The organism is Nonomuraea aurantiaca (genome assembly GCF_020215705.1).
GTDB classification, from domain to species: Bacteria; Actinomycetota; Actinomycetes; order Streptosporangiales; family Streptosporangiaceae; genus Nonomuraea; species Nonomuraea aurantiaca.
In genome coordinates, this window is sequence record NZ_JAIWNB010000071.1 from 1 (window position 1) to 12277 (window position 12277).

At 66.8% G+C, this 12277-nt stretch carries 15 protein-coding genes and 2 pseudogenes; 8 read left to right on the forward strand and 9 right to left on the reverse strand.

Annotated features, from left to right (window positions below; translation table 11 throughout):
• Positions 1 to 696: 696 nt before the first annotated feature.
• Entirely contained in the window at positions 697 to 960 is a 264-nt protein-coding gene (locus LDL49_RS55345; protein ID WP_225302999.1) for a hypothetical protein, read from the reverse strand.
• A gap of 280 nt (positions 961 to 1240) precedes the next feature.
• On the opposite strand from LDL49_RS55345, the pseudogene LDL49_RS55350 reads away from it, so the two are divergent.
• Positions 1241 to 1390, forward strand: a pseudogene (locus tag LDL49_RS55350) (helix-turn-helix domain-containing protein); the annotation flags it as partial.
• A gap of 171 nt (positions 1391 to 1561) precedes the next feature.
• Here LDL49_RS55350 and LDL49_RS59710 read toward each other — a convergent pair.
• A complete protein-coding gene (locus LDL49_RS59710; protein WP_225303000.1) occupies positions 1562 to 2020 on the reverse strand; it encodes an IS110 family transposase in 459 nt (152 codons plus the stop codon).
• Between the two features lie 369 nt (positions 2021 to 2389).
• Between LDL49_RS59710 and LDL49_RS55360 the strand changes: the two genes are divergently transcribed.
• Positions 2390 to 3562: an IS110 family RNA-guided transposase gene (locus LDL49_RS55360; protein ID WP_225303001.1), complete on the forward strand. Its 1173-nt coding sequence runs from the start codon at positions 2390 to 2392 to the stop codon at positions 3560 to 3562.
• Here the strand turns inward: LDL49_RS55360 and LDL49_RS55365 are convergent.
• Positions 3543 to 4424: pseudogene (locus tag LDL49_RS55365) on the reverse strand (IS1380 family transposase); the annotation flags it as partial. The gene LDL49_RS55360 and the pseudogene LDL49_RS55365 sit on opposite strands and share 20 nt — an antisense overlap.
• 71 nt (positions 4425 to 4495) lie before the next feature.
• Here LDL49_RS55365 and LDL49_RS55370 point away from each other — a divergent pair.
• Complete coding sequence (locus LDL49_RS55370; RefSeq protein ID WP_225303002.1) at positions 4496 to 4648, forward strand: hypothetical protein; 153 nt, start codon at positions 4496 to 4498, stop codon at positions 4646 to 4648.
• Between the two features lie 178 nt (positions 4649 to 4826).
• Here LDL49_RS55370 and LDL49_RS55375 read toward each other — a convergent pair whose 3' ends face one another.
• The 3 genes from LDL49_RS55375 to LDL49_RS55385 all read right to left on the reverse strand — a co-directional run bounded on the left by LDL49_RS55375 (position 4827) and on the right by LDL49_RS55385 (position 6882).
• The gene (locus LDL49_RS55375; RefSeq protein WP_225303003.1) at positions 4827 to 5393 is read right to left on the reverse strand and encodes a GNAT family N-acetyltransferase; all 567 of its coding nucleotides are present in this window, start codon (positions 5391 to 5393) and stop codon (positions 4827 to 4829) included.
• A gap of 238 nt (positions 5394 to 5631) precedes the next feature.
• Positions 5632 to 6534 carry a UTP--glucose-1-phosphate uridylyltransferase gene (locus LDL49_RS55380; protein ID WP_225303004.1) on the reverse strand — a complete coding sequence of 301 codons (903 nt, stop codon included), beginning with the start codon at positions 6532 to 6534 and terminating at the stop codon, positions 5632 to 5634.
• 114 nt (positions 6535 to 6648) lie between these two features.
• Complete coding sequence (locus tag LDL49_RS55385) at positions 6649 to 6882, reverse strand: hypothetical protein (protein ID WP_225303005.1); 234 nt, start codon at positions 6880 to 6882, stop codon at positions 6649 to 6651.
• 29 nt (positions 6883 to 6911) lie between these two features.
• Between LDL49_RS55385 and LDL49_RS55390 the strand changes: the two genes are divergently transcribed.
• The 4 genes from LDL49_RS55390 to LDL49_RS55405 all read left to right on the forward strand — a co-directional run bounded on the left by LDL49_RS55390 (position 6912) and on the right by LDL49_RS55405 (position 9659).
• Complete coding sequence (locus tag LDL49_RS55390; protein ID WP_225303006.1) at positions 6912 to 7358, forward strand: hypothetical protein; 447 nt, start codon at positions 6912 to 6914, stop codon at positions 7356 to 7358.
• Positions 7307 to 7618 carry a hypothetical protein gene (locus LDL49_RS55395; RefSeq protein ID WP_225303007.1) on the forward strand — a complete coding sequence of 104 codons (312 nt, stop codon included), beginning with the start codon at positions 7307 to 7309 and terminating at the stop codon, positions 7616 to 7618. Before LDL49_RS55390 ends, LDL49_RS55395 begins: the two co-directional genes overlap by 52 nt.
• A gap of 832 nt (positions 7619 to 8450) precedes the next feature.
• The gene (locus LDL49_RS59715) at positions 8451 to 9107 is read left to right on the forward strand and encodes an aKG-HExxH-type peptide beta-hydroxylase (protein ID WP_372470749.1); all 657 of its coding nucleotides are present in this window, start codon (positions 8451 to 8453) and stop codon (positions 9105 to 9107) included.
• 219 nt (positions 9108 to 9326) lie between these two features.
• The gene (locus LDL49_RS55405) at positions 9327 to 9659 is read left to right on the forward strand and encodes a hypothetical protein (RefSeq protein ID WP_225303008.1); all 333 of its coding nucleotides are present in this window, start codon (positions 9327 to 9329) and stop codon (positions 9657 to 9659) included.
• 367 nt (positions 9660 to 10026) lie between these two features.
• On the opposite strand, the gene LDL49_RS55410 is transcribed toward LDL49_RS55405, so the two are convergent.
• From LDL49_RS55410 to LDL49_RS55420, 3 genes are all read right to left on the reverse strand, one after another.
• Positions 10027 to 10266, reverse strand: a complete 240-nt coding sequence (locus LDL49_RS55410; RefSeq protein WP_225303009.1) for a hypothetical protein — start codon at positions 10264 to 10266, stop codon at positions 10027 to 10029.
• A 437-nt stretch (positions 10267 to 10703) separates the two neighbouring features.
• The gene (locus LDL49_RS55415; protein ID WP_225303010.1) at positions 10704 to 11060 is read right to left on the reverse strand and encodes a helix-turn-helix domain-containing protein; all 357 of its coding nucleotides are present in this window, start codon (positions 11058 to 11060) and stop codon (positions 10704 to 10706) included.
• A gap of 117 nt (positions 11061 to 11177) precedes the next feature.
• Positions 11178 to 11495 carry a hypothetical protein gene (locus LDL49_RS55420; RefSeq protein WP_225303011.1) on the reverse strand — a complete coding sequence of 106 codons (318 nt, stop codon included), beginning with the start codon at positions 11493 to 11495 and terminating at the stop codon, positions 11178 to 11180.
• A 19-nt stretch (positions 11496 to 11514) separates the two neighbouring features.
• Between LDL49_RS55420 and LDL49_RS55425 the strand changes: the two genes are divergently transcribed.
• A complete protein-coding gene (locus LDL49_RS55425; protein ID WP_225303012.1) occupies positions 11515 to 12162 on the forward strand; it encodes a reverse transcriptase domain-containing protein in 648 nt (215 codons plus the stop codon).
• The last annotated feature ends 115 nt before the right edge of the window (positions 12163 to 12277 follow it).

Consider the following 12277-nt stretch of genomic DNA (forward strand, 5'->3'; position numbering starts at 1 on the left):
CCCTACCGCTCACGCAGTAGTCACTGGAGAGCCGGATGATCGGGAAACCATCACGTCCGGTTCGGCGGGAGGCCGCGCAGAAAAGGACCAGCTCAACGCTGACACCTCGCTGCGCGGCCGACCCATCAGCGCTCCTGCACTGGTTCCGCCGCCTGCGCATCCGCTGGGAGATCCGCGACGATATCCACGAAGCCTTCATAACCCTCGCCGCCGCGATCATCTGCTGGCGACGCCTCGTCCGATAAGTCCTTTGTTAGGACTTCTAAGAGCACCTGCCTCCCACGGCGGGACCGTCCCGCACACGACCTTCCATCACCACAAGATCAACTTATCTGGTGCGCTGATCCTTTGAGCCCAAGACCGGTTTCGGGACGGTCGTTCTGGCTTTCACGCATGCGGTGCCGGCGGGTTGACAGAGAGCTTGAGTCGCAAGATCTACTACACGCACATCGTTGGTCGGCGGTGTACCGCCCGCAGCCGTGAGTCAGGAAGGCGCGCTGCCCGATATCCGCTGACTGACTGCGCTCTTGTCGACCGTGTACCGCCCGATCGAGAACGTCTCACGCCGATCGGTCTGGCACCGCCACCGTCAGGCCCCAACGCTGTCATCACCGACAGATCCACGCCGTGATCGCCAAAATGCCACCAGAATGGCAGGGCCGTTGCAAACCGCCGAGCCGAGAGCCCGGACCGTCCTCAGCTCATGAAGACGACCTGGATGAGGACGGCGACCGCCGCCCCGACACCCGTGACGGTGCCCACGACGCGAAAGGGGAATTCTTCGGTTCTCCGGTTACTGATGTACTTGTGCAGGCCTCTGGCGAAGAGGGCGGCGAACGCGCAGGCGGCGGCCCCCAGAACCCCGAGGACGCTCGTACCGCCCAGTTTGTCAGCGAAGACGGCGTAGTACATGAATTCGAAGCCGATCAACACGCCGGCCGCGGGCAGGCCCCAGGTCAACCAGAGATTCTCGGGAGTCTGGGACTGTTTGCGGATCCTGTTCTCCCAGAAGCGCTGCCAGCCGTTTGAGGGGGCCGGGGGGTCTGCGCGGTGCGTTGGTCGCGTGCGGGGCTCTGCTGCCGCGTCGGCGATCCCGATTCCGCGGGCGTCTCTTACTTGTGCTGCTCTCCACACCCGGTCAAACGAACCCGATGATCCCGAGAGTTCCACTGTCGACGACGGGTGAAAACTGACCCCGTGGCGACGGGTGAAAACTGACCCCCTTCAGTCACTCTGGAGGGTGATCAAGGTGGAAGACTGGGCGGAGATCCGCCGGTTGCACCGGGCCGAGCAGATGCCGATCAAGGCGATCGCTCGGCGGCTGGGCATCTCGAAGAACACCGTCAAGCGGGCATTGGCAGCCGATGAGCCACCGACGTATCGGCGGGCGTGAGGGCGTTGTAGCGGCGCGCCAGGGCGCGGAGTGCGGCTTTGACGCCTTGGGCAGGGGCAGCCAGATCGGCTAGTGGCCGAAGCCGGGCGCAAGCTTGGGCGAGCTTGGTCGCGGACCGAGCGGGCAGTTGCTCACGCAACTCAGCGGGAGCGGTGACGACCAGTGCTTTCATCTCGTTGCTGCAGGCAGTGCGGGCCTTGATCGCACCAGTCCTGGCCAGATGCAGGGCCCGGATCGACTCCACGATGCCGTCACCGGCCTTGGGGACCGCGGTGGCCCGTCCCGACAGCACGGCATCGGCTGCGGCGTAGGCATCGAGCGATCGGACTTACCCTTGGTCCGGCGCTGCCGCCGGTCGGGGCGATTGACCTCGATGACCTGGACCTTCTCGCCGAGTAGGTGGCGGGCCAGACCAGCGCCATAGGAGCCGGTTCCCTCCACTCCGACGGCGCTCAGTCTTCCGAACAAGCGCATCCACTGCACCAGGTCGGCGTGACCGGCCGTGGTGGCCGGGAACTCCGCATCGGCGAGCCGGCGGCCGTTCATCAAGACCACGGCGGCATGGTGGGTGTCCTTGTGGGTGTCGACCCCGCCGGTGATCCGGCGTCTTTTCGGCTTCGTCGTCACGGGCGTCCTCAGATCCGGGAGTTGGGAAGCGGCGCGTGCCGGTCGCCCGGGCGGGCAGACCAGTGACGGGTCTCGTGATCAGGCTTCTATCAAGCCACGCACGAGCGTTCCGGCACGCACCCTCGGAAGTACTCCGAGAAGAGGCGACAGATCCATCACAAGGCATCCAGACGGAGCCGGGATGTCGTTGGGTCAACCTCAACGGAGTACCTCCTGCCCCTGCAAGCTCATCAGCAAGGGCGGTTGTTCCTGCACTTTGAGTCTCACTGGATGTCGTGCCCGCCCACGTGCGGCGTGAGCACTGCTTCATTAGGTCGCTGATGGTTCTCCCGCAGGCTGCTGACCAGCGTTGTCGCGATGGGAGAGACGGTGCGGCTGTTTGTGGGAGATGACTGGGCCGAGGCGCATCACGATGTGGAGCTGATGGATGCCTCCGGCCGGCGGCTGGCCAAGGCGCGGCTGCCGGAGGGGGTGGCGGGGATGGCCCGGCTGCACGCCATGATCGGTGAGCGGCTCGGCGAGAGCGCCGATGAGAGCGAGGTGATGGTCGGGATCGAGACCGACCGGGGGCCGTGGGTGGCCGCGCTGGTGGCGGCCGGGTACACGGTGCTGGCGGTCAACCCGTTGCAGGCCGCCCGCTACCGGGAACGGCTGAGCGTGTCGGGCGCCAAGAGCGATGCCGCCGACGCGCACATGCTGGCCGACATGGTCCGCACCGACGCCCACCAGCTGCGGCCGGTGGCCGGCGACAGCCCGCAGGCCGAGGCGGTCAAGGTGGTGGCACGGATGCACAAGACGCTGATCTGGGAACGCACCCGCCACGCTCAGCGGCTGCGGCACGCGCTGCGCGACTACTTCCCGGCCGCGCTGGCCGCCTTCGACGACCTGGACGCGCCCGAAGCCCTCGACCTGCTGGGGCGGGCGGCCGACCCGGCCGCGGCGGCGAAGCTGACGATCAGCCAGATCAGCGCGGCGCTCAAACGCGCCGGCCGGCGCGGCGACCTGGCCGTCAAAGCCGCACCGATCCAGGCTTCGCTGCGCACCGAGCAACTGGGCCGGCCCGCTGTGGTCAGCGCAGCCTACGCCGCCTCCGTCCGATCCCTGATCGCCGTCCTGACCACGGTGAACGAGCAGGTCACCACCCTGCACAAGGAGGTCGAAGCCCATTTTGGCCAGCACCCGGCCGCTGAGATCATCACCTCCCAGCCCGGACTGGGAGCGATCCTCGGCGCCCGGGTGCTCGCAGAGTTCGGCGACGACCCTCACCGCTACGTCAGTGCCAAGGCCCGCAAGAACTACGCCGGCACCAGCCCCATCACCCGCGCCTCGGGCAAGAAGAAGGTCGTCGCCGCCCGCTTCGTGCACAACGACCGGCTCATCGACGCCCTGATCACCCAGGCCGCCACCGCGGTCCGCGTCTCGCCCGGCGCCCGCGCCTACTACGACAAGCAACGCGCCCGCGACACCGACTACAACACCGCCCTGCGCCAGGTCGCCAACCGACTCGTCGGCATCCTGAGGTCATGTCGAGCAGGCCGGTGAGCTCGACTACCCAGGCGCCGGGCCGGAGCTGGCCGTCGGCGTCATAGGCGGGCGTCCAGGCGGTCTTCGGCAAGCGCAAGATCGCGTGCTGGATGTCGTCGGTGAGGGTGAACCCGATCGAGTAGGCGAGCCGGCGGCCTGGTCGGCTCAGCCAGGTGAGGAACTCGTGGGTGCCGCCGCCGGAGTCGGTGCGGATCAGCACTTGATGACGACGGTGGCGGGGCAGTTGAGCCAGGGCGAGGCGGGCGGCGGCGATGTGGTCGGCCGCGGTGTTGGAGCCGGCGTTTCCCGGCCGCAGCACGATGGCCAGTGGCTCGCCGGAGCCGCCTTCTCTGTGGTCGACGAAGACTGTCATCGGGTGGAAGCCGAAGGTTTTCTTCCAGGTCGGAGCTGCCTGTTGCTTGTCGGAGTGGGCTATGAGGATGGTGGCGTCGATGTCGAGGGGGATCAGTTCGCCGTCGGCGCCGGGTGCGGCGGGTCCGGCCAGCATCCAGGCGCGTGCTCGTGCGGTGGCGCGGGCAGCGCGAATAGCTTTCAATGCCCGTGTTGAGTCGGTGGCCAGTCTGTCGATCAGGTGGGAGACGGTCGGGTCGGAGGCGACGGGGCCGAAGAGTTCGGGCTGAGCGCGCAGCAGCGCGATGTCGGCCAGGCAGTCACCGCCCAGGGCGAGGCTGATGGCGAGGTCTGCGATGACCTTGCCCGGATTGTGAATGGCGCGGGCGGGTCGCCACCGCTCCAGCTCGTGCGAGAGTGCTCGGTCCAGGCCGGTGATGGCCAGTGTTCGGGTGAGAAGCAGGCCACCTGCGTGGGATAGGAGACCGTCAGCATCGGCGGACACGCTGATCTTGCGGTGGGACGCGATAGTCTGCACGTGAAAAGTGCCTCTTGATCTGGTGCGGACAGGGACCTTAAAGCCCGAGGCTAGGGCACCTCGTGGCGACCCTGTGTGGCAACCGGACCCACGAGGTGCGGCGGTTCACCGCGGTGGAGCTGGCCGAGGAGCCCGGCATTGCCGAGGATTCCCGCCTGCAGGCCAAGCAGCTGATGGAGCTGTTCGCTACCGGACAGGTGTCGCTGCCGGCGTGAGCATAGCGCGCGGTGGCGGGTGGGGCTGGCCCGCTGGTGGCGGGCAGGAGAGGTCAAAACAGTTCCTCCTGGTCGCCGGTTGGCGTGGGCAGCTTCTTGGGTGCGAGACCGGCGGTGGCCTCCAGATGGTGCACCCCGAAAACGCTAACTACCTGGTCTTGGGGGAAGCCCCGACCCTTCAGCCTGCGCCGAATGGCGGTGTGCGACGCCTCGTAGTCTCTGGCCAGGGCGATTCCATAATCTCGTGGCCGATCTTCCGCCATCCCCACCGGCGGTAGATCACCTGTGTTTCGACGGCTGCCGGGCGCACCGTCAAAGTCGCTCGGACGGCTCCCGACCCTGCCAGCAGCTCATCATGGATGGCGTGGCCGATACCGCGGCCGCGCCAGCGGGGAAGGACGCCGTAGTCGATGACGGCGAAGGTGCGGGCACCCGTCTCCTGTACGAACTCCTCATCGAGAGGTTCGACAAGATTTGACCACCAGCGGCTGCCGGGCGGCACCAGATAGCCGTAGCCAAAGCCGAGATAGGTGTCGGTTGTCTGGGCGAGCGTAAGCCGGAACCCTGGCCGGCTGGCCAGCTGGGAAAGGTACTCCCGCTGACGGGCAAGGGTGGCCTCGTTCACGCTGAATGGCGGCTGAGTGAATACCTGCTGGAACAGGGCGGACGTCACCGTGGCGAAGGGCAGCGCGGCTGCGCCGGACGTGCTGGTGATCAGGATGTCATCTGTGTCGCTGGCAGGCATGCTCACCCCCCCTCGTCCCTCCAACACCGCACTTGCCGGGGTGGTCGAGCCCAATATGGCAGCGGGCGCGCCGGTACGCCCGCCGTGTGCCGTCGCACACCCCCCAGGGGCGGGGACAGCAGGGTGAGCGTTTGCGGCTCCTCGTCCGCGCTGTCCACGGTGGCCGAGCGGATGCCAGGCGGCCGCCGCTCAGGTGGGGGGTACGCCGGCTGCGTCGGTCAGCGTCAGCCGCGGCAGATCAGGTGCCGGTGTCGTTGAGGTCGTGGGCGAGCCGGCGCAGGAGCGGCCCGTACTCGGGGTGCGCCAGGGCGGAGGCGAACTGGGCGGTGAGGTAGTCCGCTGGGTTGCCGGTGTCGTACCAGCGGCCGGAGATGACCTGCCCGTACACGACGTAGCTGCCGGCGACGGCGTTGATGGCATCGGTGAGGTAGATCTCGCCGGTGCGGTGCTCGTACCAGCGCTTGGTCTGCTCGCGCAGCTCGTCGATGATGGCGGGGGTGACGACGTAGCCGCCGATGGCGGCGTACGCGGAGGGCGCGTCGGCGGGCTTGGGCTTCTCGATCAAGCCGGTGATCCGTAGTAGGCCGCCCTCGAGGTTCTCCTGGACGACGGGCACGCCGTACCGTTCGGAGTCCTTCCTGTCGATGGGCATCAGGGCCAGCACCGGGCAGCCGGTCGCCTCGTAGGCGCGGATCAGCTGCTGGGCGCGGGGCACCTCGGCCACGAACACGTCGTCGGGCCACAGGACGAGCATCGGCTCGTCGCCGATGCCGTGGGCGGCGTTCAAGACCGGGGTGCCGTTGCCGTACGGGCCGTGCTGGTCGAGGTAGGTGATGTGGCCTTGATGGGAAAGCTCGGCGACCTCTTCCACAGCGTCGGCGTAGGCGGTCTTGCCGTCGGCGCGCAGCTGGAGGACGAGGGCGGGGTTGGGCCGGAAGTGGTCCTGGATCAGGGATTTCCCGCCGGAGACGACGACGGTGATGTCCGTGATGCCGGAGGCGACCAGTTCGCGCACGGTGTGCTCGATCACCGGCTTGTCGCCGACCGGCAGCATCTCCTTTGGGATGGCTTTGGTCAGCGGCAGGAGGCGGGAGCCGAGTCCGGCGGCGGGGATCACTGCCCTGCGGATCGTCGGGCGCATCAGGTCTCTTTCCGTTGAGCGGCACACCGCGCCGGCCAGCACGGCATGGTCCGACGCTAGCAACGCGCCGGCTCACGCCAGGGGCTTTGCCGATCTTGCGCCATGCCTTGTTGCTCATCGACACAGGTAGAAGCCGGTGTACGTTGTCACGGCGAAGTACCCGTTCGTGTCGATTTGGAGACGGTCCGTGACCATGGCGCTGAGCAGGCGCTGGCCCGGCCTGTCGACCGCCCGAAGGCCGACCCGCGGGCCAAGCAGATCGACGCGCTGCAAGCGAAGGGCGAGCGGCACGTCCGAAGCCATGGACCGCGACACCGGCAACATCACCTGCACCTGCGGAACCTTCATCCACCCCGCCATGAGGATGAAAGGAATCAATGACGATCGTGCAGATTAAGATCACCATTCAGCGAGTGCGGCTGGGAGCCTCGGAATTCCGGGTGAGCCGCCCGGCCAAACCTTTGGCCAATGGGGCACTCTACGACACCGGCATTCACTATCACATGTATGTGGACCGGACGGATGGCCGACGGATCGGCGCGCTGTGGCTGCTCGCGGTCCGATCACCACGCTCTTTGGCCTACCTGCCGATGCGCGCCACTCCGGCCGCCTCTGGGATCAACCCCGACTGGGACAAAGAGGAGAGGTGCCCGGACCGGCCGCTTGATCTCGTGGTGGTCCACCACTCGCTGCAGTTCCCGCCCCCCGCTGGAAGCAGGTACGACAGCGGATCACCGCAGGAAGCTCTCCGCGCGAAATACGGACAGCAAGTATGCCGGACACCGACCTACCCGCCAATGAAGAGATTGACTACCGGGCCCTGAACTACCAGGAGAACAAGGACACACTCCACCAGCGCGTGCACGCCGAGACGCTGTTTCTGACCGGCAGCACTGCGGCGTTTCGGCAGCCGGCCCGTCACTTTTTCGCCGTGGGGAAGGAAGGGCCGCCCGCTGTCGCGACCTCGCTGTGCATCTCGGGCGCCTGCAACTATCACGTCTGCCGACTGTTCTACTGGCCGAATCTGGATCCAGGCGGTGGGCAGGACATCCACCTGGAGTACGCCCCGCGATGGATGTTCTGACAAACCCATGATCTGCGACTTCAGGTTGGAAAACCCTCAGTATTGACGGGCCACAGGAAAAGGCTCATCATTTACATCCTTATGACCCATATGAGGTTCGCTTTGTGAACCGGCTCGTGATTCCGCAACGGATCTTCACAGCCCTTGCCGGTGGAGGGGGCGGAGGCGAAGCATGCCGATTCTTGGCCGCAGCAGCGCGAAATCGTCACTTGCTGCTCCTCAAGGCGCTGGTTGACGCAGCCCGATCCACCGAGATCAAGGCGTACTTCGATTTGCTAGCTCGCATGCACGCCAGCCACCCCGAACCTGTAGACGCCGTGCTGTGCTATCCCGCTGTGGGCGCCTGGGCACTGTCGGCGGTCCGCGCCCTGCATCGCAGCGAAGGCGATCCGCACCTCGCACAGATGCCGGTGCTCTTGGCCACCGCGGCGATACGAGCCGGGCTGCCCTTCGAGACACAGCTCCCCTCAGGCGCCGAGGCGGCGGTGCTTCCCTCACTTGGACGATCGCGCCTGGGAAGCGGCGGATGCCGAATCCAGGTCATCCCAGGTGAAGGTGCGATCATCACGGGTTCGCCCTGGCGCGTGGAAGTGCCGGCCGACCCTTCGCACGAGAGCGCTAGCTGGCAGGCGATGCGCCACATCACGGTGAACCATCCGAACGGCGGCTGGCAGGTGGCCGTAGACGATCTCGATCCTTACCGATTCCCCCCGGGCAGCCGGGGGGAGAGAGACTCACCGATGACGAGTTCGCGCAGTGGGACACGCTCATCACACAGGCGTGGACGATTCTGCGTACCACCCACCCCGGCGTCGCCGACGAAATCAACGCCATGATCTCTGTGGTCACGCCGCTGTCTGGCGAAAGGTGGGCGGCAAGCGGCACGTCACGTACCGCCATGGGCTGTGTGGCGCTGGCGCGACCCCGATGCGCACGAAGCCTGGCTGCAAGCTTGGCTCATGAGGTGCAGCACGCCAAGCTCAGCGTGCTCTTCTACCTCTTGGACCTGGTCTTGGCAACTGAGAATGACCGCTTCTATGCGCCGTGGCGCCACGATCACCGGCCGCTGACAGGCCTGCTGCACGGCACCTACGCTCATCTGGGCGTCGCCGACTTCTGGCAGCGCCAGCGGTACGTCGACGGCACTGCCGCTGCGGCGCAGATCCAGCGTCCCCTCCTGGCCCACGGCCGGCGGCGGCGGGGGAGTCATCGGGTCCTGCTTGACCTCGGGCTCCGTCACGCGCTTGGCAGGCGGGGTCAGCGGCGCAGCGTCGGTGAGCGGTTCGTCGTCTTCGGTGTCTGCCTCGGTGGCCTCGTCGGGCGGGGTGAGCGGCGCCGGATCAGCGGGCTCCGGTACCGGGGAAACCTCGGGGGTCTCCCCGGCGGGCGGGTCGGCTGCCGCCGTCTTGCGGGTCCGGGGTGGCATGGGCGCCTCCAGAGTCAACGGAATGTCTCTGAACCGGCCGTCCAGATCGGTCGCGGACGGTAGGCGGCGGCCCGTCCTACCGTCCGCGCCCGTTCCGCTCGCCATCCAAAACCTCTGTAGACGCCATTAAAGAAGCCTCGAACGAGGACCTACCAGCGGCTCAACGATCTGACAACGTTCGCGCAACGTGGGTGGGGGATGGTGGTCGGGACGCCCCGGACCGCGAACCCGCGGGTTTCCGGCCTCCCCAATGGCGCGTGGTCGATTCGAAAGGACAGGCATATGCGCGGTCTCAGCAACCTGTGGTCGAGAAGAGTACCCGCCTCGTTGCTCACGCTGGCTTCGGCGGCCCTGCTGGCGGCAGGACCCGTCGCGGCGCCCGCCCAGGCCGCAGACCCGGGGTCCTGCGCCGTTCGGGTGGGCATCAGTCAGGGCGGCGGGCTCCAGATCAACTACACGGTCCGCAACAAATGCAGCCGGGCATGGAACTTCGCGGTCGTCCTCCCCAGCGTCGGCCGCTGGGCCAGCCCCGGCTGCCAGACCCTGCAAGCCACCGAGACCAGGAACTTCTGGAGCAACATCGCTGACGGCAACTGGTATGTCGTCGTCTGCTGACCCCTCGTCCCTCGATTCGTCCGCCGCGCCGGTTCACAGGCCACCTGCTCGCTGACCACAGACCGGCTCCGGCCTTCGCGAAAACACCCTTCGAAAAGGGCGGCGCTGTACGCTCCTCGCGCCTGACCACGAGCTTGTCACCTGAAGGAGCGTACAGCCTCCCTGGGCGACCCCGGCAAATCTTTCAGTCCGAGCGCCTCAAGCGCAACCGCCCTGCTATCCGTTCGCTCTGCTGTGATCTTCGTGATCGCGGCTTTGGCTGGGGCGGTGATAGGGGCATTGACCTACTGGGCGAAGCTACCTGCCCCCGTGTCTATTGCGGCGGGCATCGCTGCATTCGGCTCCGCCGTTCTTGGGCTGAACAGCATCACCGGCTAGCGGTAGAGCCTGGCGCGCTGGTTGGCTGCGGCTTGACGTCGTGGCCAACCGGCGTTCGGGGAGCGGGGTTGAGCTTGCGCCACACGGTCATCGAGGCCACGCCGGGCTCGCCGGCAATCCGCTCGTATGAGATCTTGTCGGCGCGCATCTGGCGGGCACGGTCAACGTCCCACGACAGCCGCTTTCCCTTGAAGAGGCTGAGACCTTCCCGCTCGGCCAGCCGCGCCACCGTCGAGGGGTCACCCTCACCAGCCGGGCGATCTCCGCCTGGGTCAGCTTCTGCTCGATCGCCGCACGGATCGCCGCCTGCTTGTCGGGCGACAGCCGCAGCGCACGCGGGTGGGCCGGGGTACGCATCTCCACATCTGTGCGCTGGCGCAGGAGCGTGGACAGCCGCTGGAAGGAACACTCATGCTCGGCCGCGATCCTTCGTAGCGTCCACCCCTGCATGTAGAGGGCGGCCGCCGCGTCCACCACGTCCGCATTGATGCGGGTTCGTGTCGTGCTGGAGGGTGATGCCATGCCGGGCAGTGTCATCCACCTGCTGCGTTAGCGTCTGCCTCCGCCACTTCGTCGTCAGCGGAGACGAGTTCGTTAAAGAGCGTCCGAATGTAGGAGGGGCTGGCCTGCACGAGTTCAGCGATCGCATCCGGGGGCCACCCCTTGTCAGCCAGGTCCGCGATCGTGTCGTGGTCCAGGCGCTTCCGCCCGCCCGCCTTGCGTCGGGGGGATGCCGGCTGCATCCGCGATACGGCGCACGGTCTCGTCGCATACCTCGAACGCGGCAACGATGTCAGCCATTGGCATGTCGTCGGCGTAAGCCTTGGCCACCGCGTCCTGCACCTCCTTCGGGATCTGGATCCCGACCGGCCCGCCGACCTTCCGCATGACCACTCGGCCCTCGAGCTTGCGATGGATGGTGGTATGAGACAAACCGTGTTGGCGGGCCAGGTCTCGTACCGATGCGCCCCCCTGGTAGGCATCTGCCAGGGCCTGCGCCAGGGAGTCCTCACGCGCCGACATGGGCACCCCCGTCGTACGGCTCGGCCGCCATGTGCAGATCATGCGAGGTCAAGGTCATGCCGGGGAGAGTGCCGGCAGAGAACCGTTAGTGTCCTCTCCCGATTGCTCTCGCCTGGGCTACGGGGTGGTGGCGAAGGTGCCGAGCACCAGCGACTCGGGCCTGTCCACCGCCAGACCGTTTCCTTCATCATCGCCCTGATCAGCCAACACAGCGCTGCGGTAGCTCGCGTACCGTTCCTGTTCGTCGGCGGTGCCGTACTCGGCCAGCATCTCTCGGCAGTACGTCACGATGTCGTCCACGCGATGTCCGCGCGGGTGCCGGCCAGACCAGAGTTCGAGGTTGCTCAGATCATTGTTAGATCGGCCCGCCCGTCCGCCTGTCTTATGGTGGACCGTCTCGGTGGGCAGCAGTTCCCGGCCGAGGAACACCTCCATGACGTACCGATGCTCGGCCATGTCTCGGCCGTCAGGGGTGGTGGCGTTCCCCGGGGAAAGGCCCCCCACCGTCGCCGACCGGGTGGTCCAAGCCAGCCTCAAGCAGGTGCTCGAACCCATCTTCGAGGCGGGCTTTCTGCCGTGCTCATATGGGTTCCGTCCCAACCGGCGTGCGCACGATGCGATCGCCGAGATTCACCATTTGGCCTCCGAGCCCATCAATTACCACTGGGTGCTGGAGGCCGACATCACGGCGTGCTTCGACGAGATCGATCACACGGCCCTGATGGATCGCCTTCGGGCGAGAATCTCGGACAAGCGGGTGAATGTGCTGGTCAAGGCGTTCCTGAAGTCCGGCGTCATGACGACGAGCGGCAACCGGGAAGAGACCTGGACCGGGGCTCCACAGGGCGGGGTCTTATCTCCGCTGCTGGCCAACATCGCCTTGACCGCGCTGGACGATCATTTCGATCGGCAGTGGCGTCAGACGATGAGCACGTGGCGGCGGCGGAACCGGCGCAGGCTCAAAGGCCTTGGCAACTGGAGGCTCATCAGGTTCGCTGATGACTTCGTGTTGATGGTGTCGGGCGACCGGCATCATGCCGAGAGCCTGCGCGAGGAGGTGTCGGCCGTGCTGGCCTCGCTGGTGCTGCGGCTAGTGCTGTGACCGGAAACGATCGCCGGGTTGGATGACGAGGCTTCAGGCTGCGGAAGTCAGAGGTCGGCCGCCCCAGCGGATGCCTTTCTCGCTTCGGATGCGGGCGCGTTCGCGGCGTTGGGCG

Coding starts and splice junctions, on each gene's coding strand:
- LDL49_RS55375 (WP_225303003.1), bottom strand. CDS start 5,393: ATGCCTGCCAGCGACACAGATGACATCCTGATCACCAGCACGTCCGGC.
- LDL49_RS55380 (WP_225303004.1), bottom strand. CDS start 6,534: ATGCGCCCGACGATCCGCAGGGCAGTGATCCCCGCCGCCGGACTCGGC.
- LDL49_RS55385 (WP_225303005.1), bottom strand. CDS start 6,882: ATGAAGGTTCCGCAGGTGCAGGTGATGTTGCCGGTGTCGCGGTCCATG.
- LDL49_RS55390 (WP_225303006.1), top strand. CDS start 6,912: ATGACGATCGTGCAGATTAAGATCACCATTCAGCGAGTGCGGCTGGGA.
- LDL49_RS55395 (WP_225303007.1), top strand. CDS start 7,307: ATGCCGGACACCGACCTACCCGCCAATGAAGAGATTGACTACCGGGCC.
- LDL49_RS59715 (WP_372470749.1), top strand. CDS start 8,451: ATGATCTCTGTGGTCACGCCGCTGTCTGGCGAAAGGTGGGCGGCAAGC.
- LDL49_RS55405 (WP_225303008.1), top strand. CDS start 9,327: ATGCGCGGTCTCAGCAACCTGTGGTCGAGAAGAGTACCCGCCTCGTTG.
- LDL49_RS55415 (WP_225303010.1), bottom strand. CDS start 11,060: ATGTCGGCGCGTGAGGACTCCCTGGCGCAGGCCCTGGCAGATGCCTAC.
- LDL49_RS55420 (WP_225303011.1), bottom strand. CDS start 11,495: ATGGAGGTGTTCCTCGGCCGGGAACTGCTGCCCACCGAGACGGTCCAC.
- LDL49_RS55425 (WP_225303012.1), top strand. CDS start 11,515: ATGTCTCGGCCGTCAGGGGTGGTGGCGTTCCCCGGGGAAAGGCCCCCC.